Below are 25,348 nucleotides of genomic sequence, written 5' to 3'. Positions count from 1 at the left end.
CGATGGCAAAGCATCTGGGTCATTGCTCTCCATTAGGTTTATGTCGTCCCTTAGGGCCGTCTGAAGTGGGGCAACGACGTCCCCTAGGTGCATCGTCCATATCGTTTCTAGATCTTAAAACATTCTACCCCAATGGTTTTCCTACTATAGTACCAGGGGAAATATCTTCAGTTGGTGAGGGAGCCCCTGGTACAACTAGTCAATTGGTATCGCAACCTTCGTCAATATCTGATGTAGGTGTTCAGCCTGAATCGGCATCCCCTCAACTAATAACGGATAACATTGCTGTTAACGCTCCGGTACAGCTATCTCATCCAACTGTATCAGAGAAGAAATCGGATTCAGATACATCATCTTCTGTTCAGGCCAAATCATTTCGAACTGACCTACAGAATTACTTTATGGGACATTCCCAACAGCAATCGCCTACATCACCCAGCTCTCCTTATTCCAACAATGCGTTATCTGCTGATAATCTTCCATTTATCCCTTCAGAAACAGTGCAACGACAAACACCTGCGGAATTACCTTCTGTAGGTGTCCCACCAGTGAATATTGCCCAGGCAGTGCAAAGCTTACAAAGTTCACAACAATCAGCATCCACATCTTCCCGTCAGGAAAATATCTCCCCGTCTTCTGACAGCCGAGCTAATTTATCTCCCGATCATGCACAAGAGAATAACCCAGTTAATCTGCCTACAATTGAGCCTACGACTCAGATATTAGATCCCATTGACAGCTCTGCCCCGATTCAGCGTCAAGATAATACATCGGTAGACAACAACAATGAGCTACCCCTCCTTCAATCAAAACAATTTGGCCAGGCGGGTATAGACTCGTCTAAGTATACGACACAACCGTCTGAGTCCTTCAATACCCATGAGCTGATTCAGCGCCAAAGCCATGCCTCGACAGATAACAACATTCCTAACTCATCTGTCTCTCCATTAGTATCAACTAGTCAGGCTCCTACTAACCCATTAGCGGCTAGGGATGTTGATGGTTGGACTGATGAGTCACCCATCGGTCAACCCAAACAATTTAACCCGACGAATAAAGCTTCATCTTCAGACTTATCTTTTAGTAGCGCATCTCATCTACCGACAGGACAGAATAGTCATCCAGGCACTGCCAACAATCCAGTTATTAACCGAACTATCGCCGCTGACTTGAGAGAGACAGAGTCAGTAGCAGGATTGCCTGAGATACCCTCTGCTGCATCTGAGACAGAATCTGATCGGTCTGGTATTCTCCAACGTCAGGAAGACACCTCCCAGCCTTCTGGTATTCCAATTGCTTTATCTCTTGGTCAGGAGTGGATAGATAACCCAGTTAATCTGACTATGGTTGAGCCTACGGGTCTAGTATTAGGTCCCACTGATATCCCTGACTCAATTCAGCATCAGAATAAGACCTCGATAGATAACACCTCTAACTTATCCGTTTATCCATCGGCATCAACTAGTCAGGCCCCTAATGACCCGTTAGTGGGTGTTGTTGATAGTTGTTGGACCCATAAGCCACCAGTACTTCAACCAAAACAATCTAATCAGAAAGCTATAAACCAGCCTTCTGATAGTGCATCTCCTCTACAAACAGGAGAAGATATTTTTGGTCATTCAGCTACTGCTAATCATCCAGTTGTTAACCAAGCTGTCGCTGCAGACTCTGTTTCTGCTGAGTTAACAGAAGTGCCTGGGTTAACTTCTGCTGTATCAGAGACTGGAGCTGACCCCTCTGACATTCTTCAACGTCAGGAAAATATTTCCTCGTCTCCTGCCAGCCAAGCTGCTTTATCTCCCAGTCACGAACGAGAGAATAACCCAGTTAATTTGCCTATGGTTAAGCCTACGATGCATCCATCTGGGGCTATCAATGGCTCTGACCCAATTCAGCGCCAAAGTAATGTCTCGGTAGACAACAACGCTGCTAACTCATCCGTTTATCCATCTGCATTAATCAGTCAGGCTCCTACTAACCCATTGCCGAGTAGAGATGTGGCTGTTGGCAGTTGGGCTAACGAGTCACCTATACTTCAACCGAAACAATCATCTAACCAGGCAGATTTATATCAGTCTTCTGATAGTACATCTCGTATACCTCCAGGAGAAGATATCTCCGGTCATCCAGTTACTGCTAATAATCCAGTTGTCTATCAAGCTATTGCTGTAAATTCTGCTTCTACTACTGAGTCTGCAGGAGTATCAGAGATAGCCTCTCCTGCATCAGAGACTGGCTCTAATCCGTCTGATATTCTTCATCAACGTCAGGAAGCCATCTCCCAGCCTTCTGATAATGCCTCCCATTTACCTCCAGGACAAGATATTTCTGGTCATCCAGGTACTGCTAATAATCCAGTCGTTAACCGAGCCGTCACGACAAACTCTGTTTCTACCGAGTTAACAGGAGTGCCTGAGATACTTCCTCCTGTATCAGAGACAGGGGCAGTCCCGTCTGATATTCTTCAACGCCGGGAAGATATCTCCCCATCATCATCATCATCATCTTCTTCTTCTTCTGATGTATCTCACCTGCCGACAGGACAAGACAGTTCTGACCACTCAGTGACGACTAATAATTCAGTCATTAATCGAGCTATCGCCGTAGACTCTGCTTCTAACGAGTTTGCGAGAGTGTCTAAGATACCTTCTCCTGTATCAAAAACGGGCTCTAACCCGTCTGATATTCTTCATCAACGTCAGGAAGCCATCTCCCAGTCTTCTGATGATGCCTCCCATTTACCTTCAGGACAAGATATTTCTGGTCATCCAGGTACTGCTAATAATCCAGTCGTTAACCGAGCCGTCACGGCAAACTCTGTTTCTACCAAGTTAGCAGGAGTGCCTGAGATACCTCCTCCTGTATCTGATACAGAGGCAGCCCCGTCTGATATTCTTCAACGCCGGGAAGATATCTCCCCATCTTCTGGTAGCCCAGCTGCTCTATCTATCAATTGGGAGCAAACAGATAACCTGGCTAATCTACCTGCGGTTGAGCCTCAGACTCAGATATCTGAGCCTATTGTTGGACCTGGCCTGATTCAGTATCGAAACAACACCTCAGTAGACAATAACGTCTCTAGCCCATCAATCCGTTCGTCAGCGTCAACCCCTCAGAAACCTACTAACCTGCTATCAACTGAGGATATGGCTGCTGATAGTTGGACCCATGAGCCAACAGTGCTTCAACTCAAACAATCTAACCAGGCAAATATAAACCAGCCTTCTGATAGTGCATCTCGTCTACCGACAAGACAAGATATCTCTGGTAATCCGGACACTGCTAATCATCCAGCTATTAACCGAGTCATCGCTGCAGACTCTGCTTCTGCCGAATCAGCAGGAGTATCTGAGATACTTCCTCCTGTAGCAGAGACAGATACTAACCAGGCTGATATGCTTCAATGCCAAAAAGGCATCCCCCAGTCTCCTGGTAGCCCAGCTTCTCAATTAATCGAGCGGGAACAAGCAGTTAACCTAGTTAATTTACCTACGGTTGAGCCTCAGGTTCAGATATCTGGTCCTATTGCTGGACCTGACCCGATTCAGCGTCAGAATAATACCTCGGTAGATAACAACGTGATTAACTCCTCCTCGCCACAATCACCACTTGTTTCCCAAAAAGTGCAACCTTTAGAAGGGGGTGAACCGCTTCAATTAGCTGAAGAGAACACATTAACTTCTGAAATCCCCAGTTTTCAAATTCAGCGTCAACCATTACTCAACCTTGAGGCAGATATTGCCAAATCTAAAGAAGTATCAGGCTCGACTACACAGGCAGTTTCATTAGAGCAAGCTCAGCTATCTCTGACTCAGCTAACACGGTTTGTCCCCGGTTCTGATGGTCGGCAATTGTCATTTGATAATGTTCACGTAGCAACTGAGCCATCGCACTCATCTTCCAGTGCTCCAGTTGAACAAACTTTGCAAGCTATTCCTCATCCTTCGGCAGAGTCAGCTCAGAAGATTGTTCCGCCATCAACTTTGTCTCCCACTTCTTCAGAGCCGATTCAGCGCAAATCCCAAGAGGTTTTGAGGCTACCAGTAGAAGAGTCAGATCCACCGACTATAGCGGATCATCTTAAACAGACGGTGCGATCAAAAACCTCTGCTACGATAGAGTCAGGTCAGGCGACTACTTTATCAATGGCAGATGCCCATGCATCTACGGAACCAATTCAATGCTCTGAAATACCTGAACAGGTATCCATAGAGATAGATCATCCAGTAACACAGCCATTGATACCCACCGAAGAGATAATACACCAGTGCAAGGTGACCGAACCTCAAATTCAGTCCGGTATAGTATCAGACACACCTAAATCATCTGAATCTCCTAAATGCGCTGAGCCTAAACAACCTTCTGGAATGCAGGTCTCTGAAACACTTTCTAACGCCCAGCAGTTGCTCCCGCCAGGGTCCCCTGCCATCGTTCAACGTGTTGCTGCTGCTACTACCCAGCCTTCTAACTTCCACCATCCACACAGCAGTCCAGTCAATGAGGTGGCACCATCTCGTTCTCTGCAACGTACGCCTCACTCACGCCATCAATCAGCTGCTCCTGAGGGAAATTCATCTCCTACGCCAGCTTCTAATTTCTTGCCTGCAGAACCAGGACAATCTATTCAACCACTGACTCCCTCAACTGCTAAATCTATACAACTTAAGTCTGGTTCGGTAGTAGATAATGCTTTTGATCTGATGATCGACCCAATCGCCTATGTTTCAAACACTAACAGCCATACGATTAATACGATTTCCCCTAGCCAAATCGATAAGACTGAACAACAATCAGATAACCTCTCACAAGTGGCAGTGATACAGCACTCTGTAGCTGATAGTTCTGAGTTACAGAAAACGAATATTAATCCTAGAACGCAAATTTCTAAAACGCTGCAGAGCAAGGTTAATGGTGAGGTTATTCAATCAAAACAGGATGCTGCGATCGCACCCACAACAAATCTTTCTTCCCCTATCTCTACCCCGTCGCCTCCCCCTACTCTCCAAGCCAAACCCTCAACTGAACAAACTGTTAAGAAGGTAGCCCATCAATTAGCAACTCCATCGACCCCTCCTGGGAAACCCAATAGCCAGAGCCAGTCAGGGACTATCCTTGTTAACACCTCCCAGGTCACACCATTATTGACGGTACTCAAACCGCTGGGTGTATTACGTCCTCTTCGCTTCGTGGTGCAACCCAGGGCAAAATCAGAATCAGTGACTCACTTATCTCAGGCTCATCAGATATCAATTCAACGGGTAAGGGATAGGGATACTCGTATGGATGCTGGTCAAACGCTGCCGCTCAATATGCTTAAGCCGATTGGTGTGCTACGTTCTCTGCCGTCTTTGGAGACGCGATTGCAGGCCCCCACGTTCCAGTGTGAAACTCAACGATCCCAAAGCAATCATGACCAGAACAATCATGTTCAGAACATTGATGGCAGTATTCCCAGCGCGTGGTCGAGTCTAAAAAACTTAGTAACACAGTTAACACCTGCGTTACCTGATGCCCCAGCGTTGATCCAATCGTCACCCCAAAGTTCAGCTCAAAGTTCAACTCAAACTCCAGGTCAAGCTCCAGTTCAAACTTCTGATGGATCGTCTATCCAGTCTCTAGATCGCCACACTATTCAACGACAGACAGTTGATCAAATACCTGCCCAGGTAAACAATCACACCATTCAACGTCAAATAGATGATCAAACCCCAGCACAGCTCACAGAATCCACACTGCCCAATGCCTGGTCTAATATTGAAGATCTTGTCACCCATTTTCATCCTACGTCTAACGCGGATATATCCGCCAAAGACTTAAATCCTCAAGCAGTCTCGCATCTTTCAAACACAAAGGATAACGTTGCCTCTCCGATCCCTGATTCGGCGATCGCATCAACCGCGTCTAGCGATCGCACCATAGCATCTGAGTACCTTACCAATAAAATGGCTGGTTCTGTTCAACGTAAACTAGATTCATCACCAACACATTTATCATCAGCTGCATCCGCATCAACATCACCTACAAATATTATCCAAACAGCCCAAGATCTACCCACGGTCACCATCCGTAGTTCATCAGACACTAGTCAACTGGAGACAGATAATTATATTCGGAACTATAGTCAGTATCTAGAGTTACTCGCTCAAGAAGTCTATAGCGTTTTACGACAACGCCTTTGCCTGGAACAAGAGCGCCGAGGGCCCAAATATCCGCGATGAGTTTTATTAACTGATGAGTACATTTGTAAAAGCCAAATTAATTGCCCAAGGGGGTGGCAACAATATTGAATTTATGTTTAACCCAACGGAGTTAAGCTTCAGTCGCAGTCTTCGCCTCAATAGCCCTGGTGGGGCGCGTACTGACGAGGGATTGCCCAAGGTGAGTTTTGGTTCGCCTGAGCCCTATAGTCTTAACGTCTCTGGTCTGGTTTTTGATACCTATGAAACCGGTGAAAATGTGATCGATAAATATGTCGAAAATTTTCGACAGGCAGTTGAATTTATGGATAGCCAGGAGCGTCCTCCCATCTATCTCTTAACCTGGGGCAAGCAAGAATATTTACGCTGTTTTGTGGAGTCGTTATCCTATAAGCTCACCATGTTCTTAGCCGATGGGACACCTGTTCGCGCCACCGTGGATATTACCCTCAAAGAGGTCGGAGAAGTTAGTGGCACTGGTAATACGGGAACACCGGGGCGACCAACATGAGGAAGCTACGGGAATCTGCAATATTAGGTTCTGTATATTTTTGAACCACACCCAAGTTGAATCCTGGAACTCTTACCAGAAAAACTACAATCCTGGACGTGGACAAGGTTTATTTATACTAATGTGAATCTATCTCACTCAACGTGTCCGCTGATAACGACCACCTTTAAAATGAAGTATTCTCCGTAGAGATAATGCCGCTATTATGCCCGCATCCTCTTTTATCGCCCAACCTACGCTCAAAATTGACGGATCAACGGCGTCATCTGAATTAATGGACGACATCCTCCAAATTGTTGTGGAGGAGAGCTTGCATTTGCCAGGCATGTTTACCCTTGTCATCCGGAATGACTATTATGGTGGTGCTGCCAATTATGAAGTCTGGAAACATGAGAAACTCTTTGAAATTGGCAAATCCATAGAAATTGGGTTTGCCTCTAGTACGACAGAGTCCGATGATTTTGATGATGAGAACAAAGGTAATGTGATTAAGGGCGAAATTACAGCGATTGAAACCCATTTCACCAGTGAGGCCCAAGCGCCCATCATTGTGTGCGGTTATGATACCTCCCATCGGTTACATCGCGGTCGTCACAATCGCTCATTCCAGAATAAAACAGATTCTGACATTGTTAAATCTATTGCGTCGGAAGTGGGCATTTCAGTCGGGACTGTAGATACTACGGGCGGTCCCTATGGTTATGGTGACATTGGTGGGGCCAGTGGCTATGTGTTTCAACAAAACCAGACCAATATGGAGTTTTTGCGGGAGCGGGCGGCCCGCAATGGATTTGAACTATTTGTGCAGGATGGGAAACTGTATTTTCGTAAACCTAAAAAAGATAGCACCCTAGAATTGGAGTGGTTGAAAAACGTCCACAGTTTTCGCGTCCGCGTCAGCAGTGCGGAACAAATGAAAAGTGTGGAGGTGCGAGGGTGGGACTATAGTCGTAAGGAAGTGATTGCGGAAAGTATTAGCTCCGCCCAAAAGGTCTTAACAGAAACAGATAGCGGTGCGGGTAGTACAACCGTCAGTAGCTTTAATGGACAGCCCAGCACTCCCACCCTAATTATGGTGGACCAACCGATCTCTCAATCCAAAGAGGCCAAGACCATGGCCCAGGCCCTATTTGATGAACTGGGGGGAGAGTTTGTCCAGGCCGATGCGCGGGCGGAAGGTAACCCCTTGATCCGTCCGGGGCGAGTGGTTAAGTTGACCGGAATGGGTAAGTATAGCGGGAGCTATTATGTCACAGAAACCCGTCAACTTTTCCATGAACGGATCTATACAACAGAGTTTGCGGTTAGGGGGCTGCGGGGTGGTGATTTGCTCCAAACCCTGGAAGCCAGAAATACGTTACAGCCAGGGCAAACCCACATGGTGGGCATTGTTGCCGACAATAATGATCCGAAGGGATGGGGACGGGTGCGCGTTAAGCTACCCACGTTAACCGAGGACCATATGAGTAACTGGGCGCGGGTGGTATCAGCAGGGGTGGGACCATCACGGGGGGTGGATTGGTTGCCGGAAATTAATGATGAGGTATTGGTAGCCTTTGAACATGGCGATATTCATCGGCCTTTTGTGTTGGGCGGAATCTGGAATGGCAAAGATGCCCCTCCAGAAAAGACAGAGGATGTTGTTGTCGGAGGCAAGGTGCGGTTACGGACATTCAAAACCCGTTTGGGACACACATTACAGTTTGTCGAAGAGGATAAGGGGGATAGTAAAAAAGGAGTTTACTTAACCACGGTCGATAATCATTTGCTGCATTTTAATGATACAGATAAGTACATTGAGCTCAAGACGAAAGATAGCCATCAGCTGAAGTTGGATGATAAAAACAAAAAAATCGATCTAAAAACCAAAGGTGGTCATCAAATCACCATGGATGACAGTGGTAAGAATGTGAATATTATCTCCACTGGCAGTCTCAATGCTAAATCGGGAACCAGTGGCAACAGTGAAAAGATCAATATTAATGGTGGTGAGATTACCCTCACGGGCGCAACTAAAATTACCCTGAAGGTGGGTAGCAATAAAATTGTTCTCAGTAGTTCAGGAATCGATATTACGGGTACGCAACTGAATATGAAGGCCAATGCGAGTGCCAAGCTACAGGGAGCGATGGTGGATGTTAAAGGTCAGGGGAGTGTCAATGTGCAGAGTACCGGTATGACTAAGGTGGCGGGCAGTATCTTGAAGCTAAATTAAGGTGAATTATGGGAATGCAAGTTGTGGCGGGGGCAATGCTCCAATGTCCGTTTGGTGTCGCTCCAAGTACGCTTAATGTGATTCCCAAGGGACCACCTGCATTTGCATCGGGGCCTTTCGCTGCAACGATTATGGACTTTGTCCCGATTGCAAATGTTATGCCCTTTGGAATGTGTACGTCGTTGGCGAACCCGACGGTAGCCACTGCCACTGCGGCCGCCTTAGGAGTGTTGACGCCCATGCCCTGTATTCCTGTGATTCCGGCACCGTGGGCACCGGGGTCACCAACGGTATTGATTGGCACATTCCCGGCACTGAATGATAGTTCGAAATGTATGTGTACCTGGGGTGGGGTGATTTCGATTATCAACCCTGGCCAGTTTACCGTACAGATTCCTTAACAGACTTTTGGAACCTGTCCACATCGTTTATTCTCTCCTGTTGCCCCCTTTCAACCAATGATCACACCCTGTTCCAAGCCCACATTTGTTTTGCCTATCGTTGTTTTACTACTGATGCCTTCACCAGCTAAGGCATTTAGCGCTAACGATTTGGAGGCCCTGCGCGAACTACGACAGTGTAGACGATGTAATCTAGAAGCAGTCAATTTGGCCCATGCCTATCTACAACAGGCAAACCTGAGTCGGGCCAATCTGCAAAATGCCAATCTCAACACGGCGGATCTGCGGGGAGCTTTTTTACATAATGCAGACCTCCGTAATGCAGACCTCCGTAATGCGGATTTGCGGGGAGCCAATCTACAAAATGCCAGGCTGGAAGGAGCACAGCTAGCAGATCTTCGTATTGATGACCAGACCATGCTATCGGCTAAGTGGCGGTTGGTGTATGACTTAGTTACCCATGGCTACAATGGTCAAGACCTGACGGGCGTGGATCTGAGTGGGGCCAATTTAGATGGTGTTGATCTGCGCAATGCGGATTTAACCAATGCTAATCTGACCGAAGCTATCTTAGCGGGGGCTGATTTACGCCACAGTAGTCTGGAGGGATCTGTCTCCACCGAGGCTGATTTGTTCATTGCCGATTTGCGACAAACAAACCTACAAGATGTAAATTTCGAGGATGCTAGTCTCCGTGCCGCTGACCTGCGGGAGGCTACTTTAACCTCTACCAATTTTCGGAATGCAGATCTGGCTCTTGCTTATTTGCATGCAGCTCAGTTGGATACAGCGGACCTCCGTCGTTCCAATCTTTCGGCTGCCATATTAACAGACACTAACCTGCAGGGGAGAGATTTAGAAGGAGCCAATTTGTTTGCAGCTGATATCAGGGGTGCGAATCTCTCCGACACTAATTTTGAGGATGCACAGCTGATCGGTGCGAATCTCGCCAATGCCACCCTGACCGAAGCATCTCTCGACGGTGCCACCATTGAGGGTGTGACCTTGCGGGGTCTCAGTTTACAGTCCGTTGACCTGAGTCGTCAGAATTTACGAGGCGTTGACTTTTCAGGTTCGGATCTCAGTCATAGTAATCTGAGTGACTCTGATTTGAGAGATGCCAATCTCAGTGGTGCGGTTCTCACCAACAGTCTTTTGATTGGGGCCAAGCTGATAAGAACAAATTTGAGTGGTGCTGATCTTACAAAGGCTAACCTGAGTAAGGGAGATTTTCGGGAAGCTAATTTTGAAAATGCGACGTTGACAGACACTAATTTTAGCGGCGCAGACTTACGGGGGGCCAACCTTGAGGGTGCATCGTTAGGGGGCATTCAATTTAGTGATGCCACCAACCTCTGTGGAGCGATCTTGCCTGATGGGACAACTTTTACATGCAGTCAGTAAGTTGGAAACTAGTGGATAGGTTTCTGCTAAGGCCAACGGATAGACAAGAATATTGGCTAAATAGTCGCCTCAGGGGAGCAACAGAGCAACAGCAATAATCTCTGTATCATCGGTTTCAAAATCCTGAAACATGCAACGTAACTGGTTTGATTAGAAGACGTTTTCAATGGCTTTTAGGTTTTGTTATGGGCTTAAAAAAAGCTCTTCCGGAACTGCCGTGGTCGACTACTATATCTAGCGTTACGGATGAGAGCATGACACCTGTGGGATGATTGAGGTGGTCGATTCCATGGAGGCTAGCTATGGATAACTCTATTCGTATCCCTCTTGACCTACCGGACGTTCGTGTCCTAGATCTTTCCAAGACTGACCAGGGTACTTGGCTAATGTCATCAATGTGGCCGACAGATCAGGCACTCTCATGGCTTTGAACCTGCCATCCAGCTACGTTACCTCCCCTTGTTTGAAACGCCTGTTTTTATTGAATTTTGCCCTAAGCGCTACCGCTGCCCACTCTGCGAGAGGAAGCCCACTACCACCGAACGACTAAGTTGGCATGAGTTACGGAGTCCCAACGCCAAGCCTTATGAACAGTGGCTAGTTCGGATGCTAATCAACTCGACGGTTGCAGACGTAGCTAGAAAGCTGAATATCAGTGAAGAGGCCGTCGCTGGTGTTCTGAAGCGTTATCGCGACTACCCAAGCCATACGATTTGGAAGGTTAGGTCGTTCGACTATTTAAGATAATAGGTGGACCGTCGCAGGAAAAGCACCGATGCATTGTCCGTTGGTTGGGATTGGGTCTATGTTAAAAGGCTTTCTGAAGGACTATCGCGAGGCCTTACAGGTTATTTTTCTCTGCTCATAACCTTCCAAGTCGTGTCCCATACATGTGGAGAATGTCATCTGGCATTCATCGATGGTGAAAAAGTACATCTACATCACATTGATGGTGACCGGAATAATTGGGCGATAAACAACTGTTTAGCCGTCCATGAATCTTGTCACGATTATATCCATATGGGCAAACGCTAATTCTCTCCTCAAACGGCTGGAATTATCTCAGGTAGGTGGTAACACTTCCTCCGACCCAACCTAAAAATAGTATGCTGAATTTGAGCTATCATGTCCCTTGAAATCAGAGCGTTTTGGCGGTTACTCGATTTTTGAAGGTGGATGGCGCGACGGATTAATCAAAAATGTGTGGCCTGTGCTCAGATGAGTGTGGCAAAGTCAAAGCAGCTCCATGGGGAGTCTGGCGATGGTTGCTGGGTGGAAAAGCGGTGTCATCGACGGCTGAAATGCCCCCATAATTTTGGGGGGCACTACAGTATTTATTTCGAAGCCTTGACGTAGTGGATTGTAATGTCTTGCTCTCAAATAGAACGTATAGCCACTGACTTAGCTTTACCCAAGTTGCTATAAGTGGCTGAATTTGGTTTAAGTAGGGCATTAGAGTGTCGAGTGATCGCTAAGGTTTTGGACTTGGTCAAGTGCTTGTTACTGAAGCTGGGCGGTCTCGCTGGTAGGGCAATGGCTCGGCATAATCCAGCAGTTATATCGCTTTTATGTAACGACTTAGTCCTTGGTCCGACTGGGTTTGCTATACCTCTTAATGTATTAAGTCGAGCTTAGTTTCATACTCATCTAAAAAAGTTGTATCACTCTGCATAATCTCTAGAAACTCCCCTGATAGGTCAATAGACGCTTACTAATGACTTCCGTAAGGACATTGATTTTTTCTCTGCTGGAGGAGTTCCCATGAAATTTAATCAAACTCAAATAGAGATTACTTCTACGCTTAAATCTGACTCAACATTCGGTCAAAGTAAAACAATTTCGACGGAGCCTACTTCGCAATATCTTTCTACCTTTCAGCGCAAACTTTTAGAAAAACGTCTGAAAAAAGGCGATTTGTCAACGCTGTGGTGCAAGCGTATTCAAATTATGTTGCTCGCTGATCAGGGTAAATCTCAAACAGAGATTTGTCAGCTACTTGGTTGCTGTCATGCGACAGCACGACACTGGATTTTGATTGCACAATCAGGTCAGGCCCATACCTGCTGTGATAACACTCTAGGGCGACCCAAGATTGTTCATGATGAATATCTCAATCGCCTGAAAGAACTGGTCGAACATAGCCCTCGCGATCACGGGTATGTCTTTCGTCGCTGGACTGCAGGTTGGCTAAGCAAACACCTGGAGAAAGAATACAACATTCGAGTTAGCGATCGCCATATCAATCGATTACTCAAGCAAATGGGATTATCCACACGGCCTCAGTCTTTGTCTAAGACTGACTGTACAACGTCTAAGGATATATCAGCTGCTCAGGCATCAGAACTAAAAGCTCGTGCAAAAAAAATTGCGATTCACGATTTGCAACCAGCTTCTAATCTCGAATCTGGGCTCTATCAACTAAGCTATGTGGCTCAGAGCTAGATTTTACAAGTTTAGTTTCTAGATGAATTTGGCTGCTTCTATCAATCGCACGCGCAAACAACCCCATTTAGATCCGTTGAACAAGAGGTCAAATATCGATGGCGCAGAATCTCGTAGCGTTTTCTCTCTCCTGTCAGACACTCAGTTATCTCTTTAGGATAGCTATTTCAGAAGCTCAACTACAAGCGTGTCTGAAACAGACTCAGAAAACTCAGCCAAAGGTTGGCGCTTTCTGGCATAGTCAGCAGGATAAGCCTGGACTTTACATTGTTTTTTCTGGGAAAATTCGTCTCCTCAATGAAGCAGGACAATTGGTAGAGACCATTGGTCCTGGTGGTGCCTTTGGTGACTGTACTCTGTTTCCGGCGGATGGTGAGTTTCTAACTTATTCTGCGCGGGCTTCCCTAGGGGTGGAAGTTGGCTTTCTGCCTCAGTCCTGGATAGATGATCTGATGTTCCACTTTCCTGAGGTCCGTCAACACTTGTTAAATCGGGCAAGAATACATAATGCCCGACTAGAATCTGATATTTCCTTAAGGGGCAATCGTGAAACTAGCAGCGAAGCTGCCAGCAAGGTTGCTAGAAAGTCTGTCAGTAGCCTTGCCCCTATAAAGTCAATTCCTAACGCCAGTCGGGTACGCAAAGCATTCTTTCCTACACCTAACCAACGGGTTGGGCACCTTTTTCAGCGTATAATTCGGCGCTATCCTTTCTATGGGCAGCAAAGTGCTTCCGACTGTGGGGCTGCTTGTCTGTCTATGGTGGCTCGTTACTGGGGCAAACGATTCAGCATCAATCGTCTGCGCGATATTGCCAATGTTGATCGTAATGGGGCTTCACTGCGTGGCCTGTCTACTGCAGCTGAAAGTGTTGGCTTCAATAGCCGTCCCATAAAGGCAAGTTTGGATCAGCTCGCCAAGCAGCCGCTACCGGCTATTGTTCATTGGGAAGGTAAGCACTACATCGTGGTGTACGAAATCACACCTAAGCATGTGATTGTGGCTGATCCAGCAATCGGCCAGCGCACCCTTACCGTGAAAGATTTCAAGGCTGGTTGGACTGGTTACGCTCTGCTATTAACGCCAACAGCGCTCTTTCGGGAAACTCTAGAAAGCACCACTCCATTCTGGCAGTTCTTTGAGTTGTTGAAGCCTCACGGGGTGGTAATGTTAGAGATTTTGATTACCTCTCTCTGCATCCAGTTGTTGGGACTCATTACACCGCTGTTTACCCAACTTATCCTTGATCGGGTAGTGGTGCAACGCTCAGAATTAACCCTGGTGGCAGTGGGACTAGGATTAATCATTTTTGGTCTGTTTCGGGTTGCTATGATAGGGCTCAGACAGTACCTACTTGACCATACAGCGAATCGAATTGATCTGGCCTTAATCGTCGGATTTATTCGTCATACTCTACGGCTGCCGTTGGGCTTTTTTGAATCGCGCTATGTTGGCGATATTATTGCTAGAGTCCAGGAAAATCGTAAAATTGAACGTTTTTTGACGGGTGAGTCTTTATCCATCTTGCTTGATCTGTTGACAGTATTTGTCTACATCGGGCTTATGTTTTGGTATAGCTGGAAAATGGCTTTGCTAGCCCTGGTGATTATTCCACCATTCTTTTTATTAGCACTGCTGGCCACACCTTTTCTGAGACGAATTTCACGAGAGGTGTTTAATGCCTATGCCAGTGAAAATAGCTATTTGATTGAGACTCTCTCTGGCGTTAGAACCGTTAAAGCAATGGCTGTCGAGCAAACAGTTCGTTGGCATTGGGAAGAGTTACTAAATCAGGAAATTAAAAAAGGATTTTCCAGCCAAATTATTGGCAATCGTTTACAAATTGTTAGTCATACTATCGAAACGCTGGCAACTACTGGCCTACTTTGGTTTGGGGCCTGGCTAGTGATTCAAAATGAGTTGACTATTGGCCAGTTGGTAGCCTTTAACATGCTTCTCGGCAATGTTATTAGTCCTTTTCAACGTTTAACAGTCCTTTGGAATCAATTCCAGGAGGTTGCTATTGCTGTAGAGCGCATTAATGATGTTCTCGATGCTGAGCCAGAGGAAAATTGGCTCACTGAAGTGCGACAGGGCTTGCCCTTGATTAACGGTAAAATTCGCTTTGATCAGGTGACTTTTCGCTACCATCCTGACAGTGACATTAACGTACTCGAAAATCTGAGTTTTGAGGTGCAACCAGGACAAATGGTAGCTCTGGTGGGCCGCAGTGGCTCAGGTAAAACTACGATTTCTAAATTACTGCTAGGACTATATCCCCCTACGGATGGCAAAATTTTGGTGGATGGCTATGACCTATCGACTCTGGCCATGCAGTCGTTTCGTCAACAAGTTGGGGTCGTCGATCAAGATACTTTTCTTTTTGGCAGCACAATTCGCGAAAATATTAGCCTGGGCCATCCCAGTATGTCCCTTGAATCAATTGTGGAAGCAGCTACTTTGGCTGGAGCCGATGAGTTTATTCGCAGATTACCCATGGGCTATGAGACTCAAATTGGTGAAGGTGGTGGCATGTTATCAGGCGGACAGCGACAGCGACTGGCCATCGCTCGGGCACTCCTGGGCAACCCAAAATTGTTAATTCTGGATGAGGCAACTTCTCACCTGGATGCGGAATCAGAGCGTATTATTCAACAAAACTTAAATCAAATTATCAAAGACAGAACAACACTGGTAATTGCTCATCGATTATCGACTATTCGTAATGCCGATCTGATTCTGGTACTAGATCGCGGGATTTTAGTAGAGTCAGGGAATCATGAGGCCCTGATGGCTCGTCGAGGTCATTACTACTACCTCAATCAACAACAATTAGCCACCTTGAATTGAGCCATTGCTTGACATTAAGTATTGTCTGCTGCGACGCAAAAAATATCTCAAAATCTTTGCCCCTTTAATTTTATTTATCTCTATCTATTATCTATCACTTAATTTTGGTGAATTCGATGCCCAATTCTCTCAATGGTCACGTTGCCCATGCTGCTTTGCTAACCCCATTACAGGGATCCAAAAAACAGCAAAAACAACCAGAGCTGCAGAAAGATAGCCCACTTCAACCCATCACCCAAAAATCCTCGCCAGTTCTCAAAGCAGATTGGTCCCACGCTACCGAAGAACTGCTGGACAGCATGCCTCAAGTCTGGACACGAGGGCTGTTATATTTACTCTTACTATTTGTGGCTGTGGTATTACCCTGGGCAATGTTTTCCCGCGTTGACGAAACCGGCACTGCTCGGGGACGTCTGGAACCTAAAGGACAGACCCTGCGATTAGATACTGAGGTGGCAGGCTCAATTGCGACTATCCAGGTCGAAGAAGGCGATCGTGTTGAAGTCGGTCAGCAGCTCTTAATCTTAGACTCTGAATTGATTGAAGTTGAGCTACGGCAAACGCAAGAGCAGCGAGATGGTCAAGCAGATCGTCTGGCTCAACTTAATCTCTTGAGAAATCAGCTAACGACTACCCTCACGATCCAGCAGCAACAAAATCAAGCCCAAGCTCTGGAACGGAAAACTCAAATTGATCAGGCTACCCAGCAAATCGAACATGCTAGAACTGAGCTTGATCTGAGGGTAATGAACCTTGCGAGTGCCAAGCGAGAATTAAACCGTTATAGGACCCTTTACGAGCAAGAGATTATTCCTAAAGTCGAAGTTGTCGAACATGAGGATGTTTTGATGGAGCGGCAACGTCTCTATGAGCAGGCCCAGGCTGATGTTATCCAGGCAAAGCTTCAACAACAAGAACGGCTGCAGAGTTATGACAGTTTGCTGCACACAGGTGAACTCTCGATGCTTCAGATACAGGAAGAATTGAAAAATCTGGAAACTCAAATCACCCAACTCACTTCCGAAATTGCTCAAAGTACCCATGCGATTCAATCATTTAAACTGCAATTAGAGCAACGTGTAATTACCTCCCCTGTGGCCGGAATTATTTTTGAGTTGCCTTTTCAGCAAGCAGGGGCAGTGGTTCAACCCGGTAGTAAGGTCGCTGAAATTGCCCCAGAGGGAGCGACCTTTATTGTGAATGCCCAGATAGCTACAACCGAAAGTGGATCGCTGCGTGAAGGGCTGCCAGTAAAACTCAAATTTGATGCCTACTCTTTTCAGGATTACGGTATTGCGACAGGAACAGTGGCAAGTATTTCTCCAACTTCACGAGTTGAAGAAACGATTCAAGGTGATGTCGATACGTATCAGCTAGAAATTGAACTCGACCAACCTTGTTTGCCGACGCCTCAGGAATGTCTTCCTTTGCGGCCAGGTGACACAGCTACTGCAGAGGTAATTGTTCAGCAACGTCGCATTGTCGACATCATCTTAGATCCCTTCAAGAAGCTGAGTAAAGACGGGTTACAGCTCTAGATAGGCTACTCAGCAGATATTTCAATTGACGTGTTATTTCTTCTTAAATAAGGACATGGGAGATTAAATTATGAATACAGTTAAAAAAATAAAAATGACTCCCGGTGAGTTTCTCCATCAGGCTAAGACGTTAGCCCATCTACCGACTTTAGTTGAAGCGATCGCAACTCGTCAGGTTATCCAAGCACAAGCGAACGATTTGAGCCTGGATGTCACTCCCCAGGAACTGCAACAAGCCGCTGACCTGTTTCGTAATATGAATCAATTGCACAGTACAGAAGCCACTTTTTCTTGGCTTGAAAAATATCAACTCTCCTTAGATGAGTTTGAGGAGTTTATTCATGGCAATATATTGTCTCATAAAGTGGCTGACCACCTTTTCTCAGATCAGGTAGAACCTTATTTTTATGAACATCGAATAGTTTATGAGCAGGCCATTTTTTATGAAATTCTTTTTGAGGATGAGGACCTAGCTTTAGAATCTTTTTATGCGATTGCAGAAGAAGAATTAAGCTTCTCAGATGTTGCTCATCAGTATATTCAAGATAAAGAAAGTCGGCGTATTGGTGGATATCGAGGTGTCGTGAGTCGCAAAGACCTGAAGCCTGAGATCTCGGCTGCTGTATTTGCCTCTAAGCCACCTACACTTCTAAAACCAATTTTAACGGCTCAGGGTAGCCACTTAATCTTGGTCGAAGAAATCATTCTTGCACAACTAACTGAGTCTCTCAAAGGCCAAATCTTAAATAAATTGTTTACGGAATGGCTAAAAGAAGAAGTCCAAAATATTGAAATTGACTTTGATGTAGATAACTATGCACAAGCGAATTCTGACAATGACATGACTTTAGCTGTTATGTCTGGTTAATTTCTAAAAAGAAATATCGAATATAGACAGCTTTCTTTGTTGACCACTTATCTTCGTATGACCTATGACTTTTCGTTTAAACGCCCAAAATGTTTTCGATTATCTTCAAGGCACTGACCTCTGGTCTGAACCAGAGTCACCGATAGGACAAGTTGAGCTAAAGCCAGCGAAGAACTTCAATCTGTTAGTCAGTCTAAACAATGGCAAAAAGTTTCTGGTTAAGCAAGAACGCTATGCTCAAAATGGTAAAACAGTCGGTGAATTTTTCAATGAATGGCACATTCGAAAATTCTGGCAAACATTTCCAGAGTTTGCTGCTGCACAGCCGACAGTGTCAAACTTAGTGCACTTCGATGCTGACCATGCTATTGCTGTTTTTGATTACCTGGATGATTACCGTGATCTAGGAGATTTTTATGCAAAGGAAAATCACTATCCAGAACAAATTTCTAAAGCGATTGGCCAAACCATTGCCACATTACACAAAGCCACTTTTTGCAAAGCTGAGCATCAGTCATTTTTAACCCATGAAGCTGCTGCCAATAGTACCCAGCAACCATATTTGCAGAACTTAGAACGCCCCACCCCTGAGATCTTTGGCAGTCTACCAGGAGACGGAATCCGATTTTTTGTCCTTTACCAGCGCTTTGAGAGTTTGAGTCAAGAGATCGCAGCAACCAATGCGCAAGTGACACCCTGCTGCTTAATCCACAATGATCTCAAACTCAACAACATTTTGTTGTGTCCAGAGCGCCTACGGTCATCGTCCACTGATTCTGCCGATTTTGCCGAACTGCCTGACTTAATTCGTTTGATCGACTGGGAACGGGCAGGTTGGGGTGATCCTGCTTTTGACCTGGGCTCGGTAATTGCTAGCTACTTGCAACTCTGGTTAGGGAGCTTAGTTGTCAGTCAAGACATGGCTATTGAAGAAAGCTTGAAACTGGCCATGACACCGTTGGAACTGTTACAGCCCTCGCTCCACGCTTTAGTCAAGGCCTATTTTGATGAGTTTCCTGAAATTCTGGCCCAGCGACCTGACTTTTTATCCCTGACCTTGAAGTTAGCTGGGATTGTGATGATTTTTCAGATTCAATCTGTTTTGCAGTATCAAAAAACATTTGGCAATAACCAGATTTGTACTCTGCAAGTCGCCAAGAGTTTGCTCTGTCAGCCAGAGTTAGCGATTCCGACATTGTTTGGTACCGATAGCCTGCAGGTGCCCACCCTTTCTACTGTAATGTAAATTTACTTTGGATTTCTAACTATGGTTCTTTCCACTTCAGTTACGTCAGCCTCCCTGGCGACTTTACCTTCTAATCTAGCCAATGCCTTAGAGGATATGGTGGCATCCGTCACGATTCAGCCAGACCTTTGCATTAAGCATCCTCAGTATCAACCCTTTCAAGTGCCACCTGAGATGCTCAGTCGGTTCGAGCATATTCCGGCTGATTTGAGGCAAAAGTATCGTTCGCTCCAACTCAGAAGTTTCTTATACGGCATCTATTACAATGGGTCTTTGCAAACGGAACTGGCCCTGGATAGTGACACCGAACAACACACTCAATTCCAAGATCTAGAGAACAATACCTACTTTGGCGTTGATCTCGACTTTTTCACTCAACTGCATCAGCGTAATACTGGGACCGGCTATTTTGATCCGGGTTGGCAGGTCGTTGAACAGGTCTCCGAGGAAAACCTTACTGTCAAAAAGGGAGGCTTGACCTTATACATTGATCGCCAGCAGCATTTGGCCTCAGGCATCATTGCCGCAGTGGGTGACATTGTTGCAATTCGCCTGCCCAATAATTTAATGCAGAATGGCTTTTATGTTGCCGTAGGCGATGCTGGCAAATATTCTACCCAAGGCGGGCAAGTAAGGGAAACGCTTGTGCGTGTCTATTTCAACCTGACTAGCCAAGGGGCATTGGCCGTTATGAAAACCCTTACCCAGCAGATGAATGCCCACGGGGTACCCTTCACGTTCAAAGTGCTTTACAGCCCAGCAAATTATCAGCGTCATGACGCAGGGGTACTGTATGTGCAGCGCTCTCACTATTCCAAAGTACATGAATTGCTGCAGTCAGTCTATCAATCACACCAGTCTTACTTTAGGCATGAGGAACCCCTCTTTACCAAACGCCTGGCACCTGGCTTGGGTTTAGCTGAAGAGCCCGATCACAAGTTTACTCAGACTGAAAGCTTTGGTCAGAACCGTTGCCAGATTCTTGCGAATGCCTTATTAGAGGCCGAAGCTTTTAGCGATGAGCCGGAGCATTCTGAGCGACGATTGGCAGCTATTCAACAACATTTTCAGAAAATTGGTCTTGACCTGACACGCCCTTACCTAAATGCCAATGTTGAAGATATATATGCTCCCTTAGACCTATGAAAACCCTTAAAGGGTGACAAGGAACTTCAAGCCTATAGTCGGCAATGATTTGGGAAACTAAAAGGGCAAAAAAATAGGGGACTATACAGCCCCCACAAAAAATAAAATGTTGCCTCAAGTATACCAAACGATTTGCCGTAAACATCTCAATGAACAGCAGTATCTAACGCTAAAGCTGGTGTTACTTTTAATACAAGCGCATCGTCAAGTCACGCTTGGAACCTTAGCCAGTCTATTTCCTCAACCAATCAAATATGCGAGTCGTAAACGGAACCTGCAGCGGTTTCTAGTCCTGCCTCGTCTGAGTCTTAACGTGTTGTGGTTTCCAGTGATCAAATATTGGATTCGACAAGCTCAAACGGGGCATCGTTTCAATCGAGAGCAGCGTCGTCAGCTAAAAAAAAGACGCATCAGAAGTATGGATATTGGTTGATAGCGATAGACCGAACGCAATGGAAAGAACGTAATCTGTTTATGGTGACCCTGGTATGGGGGACTCATGCATTACCGCTCTATTGGGAGCTATTAGACCATGTAGGCAACAGTGATTTGAGGACCCAAAAACGAGTCTTAAACATCGCTCTGAAATTATTGAAACCCTATCCAACGTTGGTGATAGGAGACCGAGAATTTCATAGTCCCAAATTGGCCGAATGGCTGGACCAACAAGGGGTATATTTTGCCTTACGTCAGAAAAAAGACTTCCATTTTCAACACCATCCTGGTGACAAGTACCAAGTCCTCAAAGACCAAGGATTTAAGCCTGGGATGTCTCATTTTTATGTTGGCATTAGAGGGAACAAAGGAGACGAGTTAGGTCCCTTTAATCTGGCTGTTTATTGGAAACGTAAGTACCGCAAGACGGGACCGAAAGCCCCCTGGTATATCCTGACAAATCTCCCCACTCTCAAGCAAACCTTAAAAATTTACCGGTGTCGCTGGGGCATAGAACAATTTTTCAAAGATTGCAAAACCGGGGGCTATCACCTGGAAGATACCAAGGTGAATGACCGTCGCTTTTTAGCCTTAGTGGTGGTCATTGTGCTCGCCTATAGTTTGGCTACGATGCATGGACAACGAATGCAAGCATTACGGATAGACGAGTATGCTGGATGTATCAAAAAGTACTCAGACAAGGCTCCCTATCACAGTGATTTTAGCTTGGGTTTGTATGGGCAACGGTGGATAGTTGCTATGGATATATGGGCTGATTCGGCCTTGAAGTTGATCGCTCTCAAACCGAATAAACGGCTCTATTTTCAACGGGGTTTTCTCGCTCTGTCCCTTATGGAACATGCTTTATAGCTACGCTGTCACCCTTTAAGATGAAAACCACTTCCCTAAAAGATGTAATGAAGAAGGCCTAATTACAAAACTTTTGTCTTTCTGTGAAAGGATCATCCATTACAAAAGAAAAATATCAACAGCTTAGCGATCAAAGTTTTGATTCTATCGAGTTCTTCAACCTCTTTGGGAAGCTGATTATCGGATATTTAGAAACACCCTAAAACAGGGTAGTCCGAAGGAGAGGGTTTCTAACAAAATATTTGAAGCTCAACCTACCAGTCTTAACTATTTCAATTATGTCCTATTTAAAGAGATTGAAGTCTTCTCTTTCTGAATTTGAATAACTAGACTGTGAATAGTTTAGAGTCTAGTTATTCAAATCTGTTCTAAACCTTTACCGCAAGACTAACACTACTAAGAGGACAAAATGTCAACTATCACGATCAAAAAACTAAATCCAGCAGGGACGACTTTCTTTTCAGAAACAGAAAGTTTTCTCGGTGACCTCAATGAGGCCACCTTGAGTAATATTAATGGAGGTGGAACCCTTAATACAGGAAGCATGTATTGCACTACAAGGCACTGCGGAGAAGATTTTAGCATCTTTGCACCTGTTGTTGTGGTAATTCTGACACCATCAGATTCTCCCATTCCTTACTAAGTCTGGTTCGCTAGTTTCCATCCTTCAACCAAGCCCTGTAACTTTGCTGATTCTTTCCAACGAACTTGAATCTCGATAGGTGTTTTCCACCGGTGTTCTAAATAGTCTCCCAAACGAGCAAGTAAGCGACTCAACAGCCCATTGGACAGTTAATGTCTTGGGTAAGCGAGTCGCTTTCGCTTTGAGGACGTGAATTTGACCGGATGAGAGAACAGTCTCAGCAGGGAGCTTTGGTTGAGTGCGTTTTAAGTAGGAATATAAAAGCTAGGAGTTTTGAGCCTACACCACAAATCTAGAAAGGTTACCAACTGTCTGGCAGTTGGTAACCTTTCTTATACTCAGATTTTAGATTGCGAAATCGGAATCGGGCACTTCGATGAAACAGTATTCCAATCAGTCTTTTTTGAGCTGCCCTAGGTAGCCGTACCACTTGTGGATAGCTTCATCGCTCTGTACGTAAAATCACTTAACTCAAGTTAACTAATAGATCTGCATACAAATAAAGCACAATAGTCTCTTTTACTAGTTCACCTGCAGTTTTTTCTCCTCCGTAAATATGAAGTGCATTGTCAATACCATGTATATAGCTGTCTGGATCTAAAAATGAGTCGACTTCAGACAGATGAATATCGGAAATAACGATAGCTGACATGATTTTCTCCTTTTTTGAACGTATTTTACATGCACAAGAAAGTTTTTCTGGACAAGCTCAAACGCCATTTTTTTTTAGCAAAAGCAATGCATGACTAAAGCAGCTGCCTAAACCATAAGATATCCAGCGCTAAAACGGACAAAACCTCTAGTTTTGTCCGTTTTTAAGATTGAAATTTTAGATAAAGCGCTGGATGACAGTCTTATTTGAGTCTAGATTTTTCAAAAATCCAATAGATAGAGATGCCCATAAGAAATTAATACACCGTAGTCAAAACGCCTACAGTGTAGAGAACAGACTGAGCAGGGGTGGGGATCACAGCATCTATTACCGCCTCAATAGCATCGCTGACTCTTCCACCTCCATGAACGCTAGTCAAAGTATTATCTTGGAGTTCATTGAGATAACTCTCAGACTCTGAAAAGAATTCAGTTCCAGCGGGACGCAGTTCGTCGATAGTGATTTTAGAGATTGTTTTTTCCTCTTAATAGTAGTTATAGCTCAATTTGGTTAATGGTTTATTAATCTGAGCTGCTATTATCTTAGCTATTCAAATTTAAGAATATAAGTGTTGAACGCATTATAAACAGACATAAATGCAACAGTCTCGGCAACTAGTATAAATATTGTTTAACCCGCATTTCTCACCAGAATTTTCGATAAAGCTTGAAAGCTTTCCATAGCAGTGAGCTTGGGGGAATGTCCAAAAAACAGTCTGCAATTCAGGACAATTTGCTGAACATCTGCATAGCAGGGCTTTTAGCTATTTGGACTTAGACTTGTGAAAAATTCGGGTTTAAGGCTCTCTCCATAACGATAACTAAAGCATCAAAAAACTTTTACAAAGAATGAGCATACAGATATTCTCCAGCGAGGGTAAAATATGAGCGTTAGTGATTTTTTACGTTGCATGGCCTTGCCATGCTGGGCTTTTAAATAGATCCAATCGATAAAAAGTTGGCATTTCATTTTTTAAATCCAAGTCTTTTGGAGTTGTTAAGAAACAGCTTCACGGTTTAAGTCTGAAAAGCTTGTTAAGCCAGGATTTCAGGAACAAAGCCATGATTTTAATTTTTAACAAGCCCTTTGTGTTTTATTTATGTCTTTTTAGGCATGGTGTTTATCTTGTTGTTCGAAGAGAAGGTTTGCATAATAAATATAGGTCAGGGCATTGCCTGTCCTGGATCAAATCTATATGGCAAGCTGACATATCTTTTATAGAAGTTTACCTGTTGTTTGATTCTCAGTTCATGTTAGCGAATTTAGTTTTTTGGAGAAATCAAAATGTCCAGTATTAAGGTTGATAGTTTATCTCCAGCAGGTTTGGAGATGATGCAAAGCTCAGAATCATTTCTGACTGAGCTTGGTGATGCTGACGATAAAATTTATGGGGGGAAAATTTATTCTGATAGTAGAACAACTATCTCAGTAATCTCGACTCCGCCCTGTATTGCAGGATTTATAGCATCAAACATTGTCACCAATTTGTGATATTGACGATAAAATTTATGGAGGAGGTGATAGTAGAATAACTGTCACAGTATTATCGTCTTCGCCCTATGGTCGAGGGGCTTTGGCAGCAGTTATCGTCTATACGGTAGTTGATTAATAATTGCTAGAGGAGATGCCCTCAGTTAATGTCTGTGGCGTCTAAGTCCTTCCGCATTTAACTTGCAAGAAGGTGGGCATCGCTCACCTTCTACTCTTTACAAACTATCCTAGCAAAAACCTAAAATTTAAACTTTTTGGGGTAAACACTTTTGGACCATTGGTGATGGAGCGTGGAGTACGAAAAATGTGAGTGAGTCGGTGATAGAGAAATATCTGGAGCATCATCGAGAGTTATCAAATCAAGACAGCGACAATTTTTTGCTGGAGTAGAGGGACTTTCAGTCCCATCCCCCCTTAAGAACCTCTGCACTTTCAGTGCA

The 25,348-nt window shown here is 44.9% G+C and carries 15 protein-coding genes and 2 pseudogenes; 16 read left to right on the top strand and 1 reads right to left on the bottom strand.

What is annotated here, in order from left to right; translation table 11 throughout:
• Positions 1-2 precede the first annotated feature (2 nt).
• The 15 genes and pseudogenes from DXZ20_RS18365 to DXZ20_RS18295 all read left to right on the top strand — a co-directional run bounded on the left by DXZ20_RS18365 (position 3) and on the right by DXZ20_RS18295 (position 22,765).
• A complete protein-coding gene (locus DXZ20_RS18365) occupies positions 3-6,218 on the top strand; it encodes a hypothetical protein (RefSeq protein ID WP_163699725.1) in 6,216 nt (2,071 codons plus the stop codon).
• Between the two features lie 13 nt (positions 6,219-6,231).
• Positions 6,232-6,708, top strand: coding sequence for a CIS tube protein (locus DXZ20_RS18360; RefSeq protein WP_163670260.1), 477 nt, complete (start codon positions 6,232-6,234; stop codon positions 6,706-6,708).
• 205 nt (positions 6,709-6,913) lie between these two features.
• Positions 6,914-8,923 carry a VgrG-related protein gene (locus tag DXZ20_RS18355; protein ID WP_163699723.1) on the top strand — a complete coding sequence of 670 codons (2,010 nt, stop codon included), beginning with the start codon at positions 6,914-6,916 and terminating at the stop codon, positions 8,921-8,923.
• A gap of 8 nt (positions 8,924-8,931) precedes the next feature.
• Positions 8,932-9,324, top strand: coding sequence for a DUF4280 domain-containing protein (locus tag DXZ20_RS18350; protein WP_163670257.1), 393 nt, complete (start codon positions 8,932-8,934; stop codon positions 9,322-9,324).
• Between the two features lie 57 nt (positions 9,325-9,381).
• Positions 9,382-10,728, top strand: a complete 1,347-nt coding sequence (locus tag DXZ20_RS18345) for a pentapeptide repeat-containing protein (protein ID WP_163699721.1) — start codon at positions 9,382-9,384, stop codon at positions 10,726-10,728.
• A 302-nt stretch (positions 10,729-11,030) separates the two neighbouring features.
• A pseudogene (locus DXZ20_RS18340) lies at positions 11,031-11,418 on the top strand (helix-turn-helix domain-containing protein); the annotation flags it as partial.
• 486 nt (positions 11,419-11,904) lie between these two features.
• Positions 11,905-12,084: a hypothetical protein gene (locus DXZ20_RS18335; protein WP_163696635.1), complete on the top strand. Its 180-nt coding sequence runs from the start codon at positions 11,905-11,907 to the stop codon at positions 12,082-12,084.
• A gap of 405 nt (positions 12,085-12,489) precedes the next feature.
• Positions 12,490-13,170, top strand: a complete 681-nt coding sequence (locus DXZ20_RS18330) for a helix-turn-helix domain-containing protein (protein ID WP_163670253.1) — start codon at positions 12,490-12,492, stop codon at positions 13,168-13,170.
• A gap of 98 nt (positions 13,171-13,268) precedes the next feature.
• Complete coding sequence (locus tag DXZ20_RS18325) at positions 13,269-16,019, top strand: ABC transporter transmembrane domain-containing protein (RefSeq protein WP_163699719.1); 2,751 nt, start codon at positions 13,269-13,271, stop codon at positions 16,017-16,019.
• A gap of 116 nt (positions 16,020-16,135) precedes the next feature.
• Positions 16,136-17,557, top strand: a complete 1,422-nt coding sequence (locus DXZ20_RS18320; RefSeq protein ID WP_163699717.1) for a beta-barrel domain-containing protein — start codon at positions 16,136-16,138, stop codon at positions 17,555-17,557.
• A 70-nt stretch (positions 17,558-17,627) separates the two neighbouring features.
• Positions 17,628-18,425 carry a peptidylprolyl isomerase gene (locus tag DXZ20_RS18315; RefSeq protein WP_163699715.1) on the top strand — a complete coding sequence of 266 codons (798 nt, stop codon included), beginning with the start codon at positions 17,628-17,630 and terminating at the stop codon, positions 18,423-18,425.
• Positions 18,426-18,489: 64 nt separating this feature from the next.
• Positions 18,490-19,671, top strand: coding sequence for a phosphotransferase (locus DXZ20_RS18310; RefSeq protein ID WP_163699713.1), 1,182 nt, complete (start codon positions 18,490-18,492; stop codon positions 19,669-19,671).
• 21 nt (positions 19,672-19,692) lie between these two features.
• Positions 19,693-20,817 carry a T3SS effector HopA1 family protein gene (locus DXZ20_RS18305; RefSeq protein WP_163699711.1) on the top strand — a complete coding sequence of 375 codons (1,125 nt, stop codon included), beginning with the start codon at positions 19,693-19,695 and terminating at the stop codon, positions 20,815-20,817.
• 106 nt (positions 20,818-20,923) lie between these two features.
• A pseudogene (locus DXZ20_RS18300) lies at positions 20,924-22,122 on the top strand (IS4 family transposase).
• 409 nt (positions 22,123-22,531) lie between these two features.
• Positions 22,532-22,765 carry a hypothetical protein gene (locus DXZ20_RS18295; RefSeq protein WP_163699710.1) on the top strand — a complete coding sequence of 78 codons (234 nt, stop codon included), beginning with the start codon at positions 22,532-22,534 and terminating at the stop codon, positions 22,763-22,765.
• 466 nt (positions 22,766-23,231) lie between these two features.
• On the opposite strand, the gene DXZ20_RS18290 is transcribed toward DXZ20_RS18295, so the two are convergent.
• A complete protein-coding gene (locus DXZ20_RS18290) occupies positions 23,232-23,417 on the bottom strand; it encodes a hypothetical protein (protein WP_163699708.1) in 186 nt (61 codons plus the stop codon).
• 1,284 nt (positions 23,418-24,701) lie between these two features.
• On the opposite strand from DXZ20_RS18290, the gene DXZ20_RS18285 reads away from it, so the two are divergent.
• Positions 24,702-24,908, top strand: coding sequence for a hypothetical protein (locus DXZ20_RS18285; RefSeq protein WP_163699706.1), 207 nt, complete (start codon positions 24,702-24,704; stop codon positions 24,906-24,908).
• Positions 24,909-25,348: the final 440 nt, after the last annotated feature.

The sequence above is a fragment of the Adonisia turfae CCMR0081 genome (assembly GCF_011009555.1).
Lineage (GTDB): Bacteria > Cyanobacteriota > Cyanobacteriia > Phormidesmidales > Phormidesmidaceae > Leptothoe > Leptothoe turfae.
The sequence above is the reverse complement of the archived record's forward strand: the minus strand, read 5'-3'. Positions and strand labels throughout refer to the sequence as shown.

Coding starts and splice junctions, on each gene's coding strand:
- DXZ20_RS18365 (WP_163699725.1), top strand. CDS start 3: ATGGCAAAGCATCTGGGTCATTGCTCTCCATTAGGTTTATGTCGTCCC.
- DXZ20_RS18360 (WP_163670260.1), top strand. CDS start 6,232: ATGAGTACATTTGTAAAAGCCAAATTAATTGCCCAAGGGGGTGGCAAC.
- DXZ20_RS18355 (WP_163699723.1), top strand. CDS start 6,914: ATGCCCGCATCCTCTTTTATCGCCCAACCTACGCTCAAAATTGACGGA.
- DXZ20_RS18350 (WP_163670257.1), top strand. CDS start 8,932: ATGGGAATGCAAGTTGTGGCGGGGGCAATGCTCCAATGTCCGTTTGGT.
- DXZ20_RS18345 (WP_163699721.1), top strand. CDS start 9,382: ATGATCACACCCTGTTCCAAGCCCACATTTGTTTTGCCTATCGTTGTT.
- DXZ20_RS18335 (WP_163696635.1), top strand. CDS start 11,905: ATGGCGCGACGGATTAATCAAAAATGTGTGGCCTGTGCTCAGATGAGT.
- DXZ20_RS18330 (WP_163670253.1), top strand. CDS start 12,490: ATGAAATTTAATCAAACTCAAATAGAGATTACTTCTACGCTTAAATCT.
- DXZ20_RS18325 (WP_163699719.1), top strand. CDS start 13,269: ATGGCGCAGAATCTCGTAGCGTTTTCTCTCTCCTGTCAGACACTCAGT.
- DXZ20_RS18320 (WP_163699717.1), top strand. CDS start 16,136: ATGCCCAATTCTCTCAATGGTCACGTTGCCCATGCTGCTTTGCTAACC.
- DXZ20_RS18315 (WP_163699715.1), top strand. CDS start 17,628: ATGAATACAGTTAAAAAAATAAAAATGACTCCCGGTGAGTTTCTCCAT.
- DXZ20_RS18310 (WP_163699713.1), top strand. CDS start 18,490: ATGACTTTTCGTTTAAACGCCCAAAATGTTTTCGATTATCTTCAAGGC.
- DXZ20_RS18305 (WP_163699711.1), top strand. CDS start 19,693: ATGGTTCTTTCCACTTCAGTTACGTCAGCCTCCCTGGCGACTTTACCT.
- DXZ20_RS18295 (WP_163699710.1), top strand. CDS start 22,532: ATGTCAACTATCACGATCAAAAAACTAAATCCAGCAGGGACGACTTTC.
- DXZ20_RS18290 (WP_163699708.1), bottom strand. CDS start 23,417: ATGTCAGCTATCGTTATTTCCGATATTCATCTGTCTGAAGTCGACTCA.
- DXZ20_RS18285 (WP_163699706.1), top strand. CDS start 24,702: ATGTCCAGTATTAAGGTTGATAGTTTATCTCCAGCAGGTTTGGAGATG.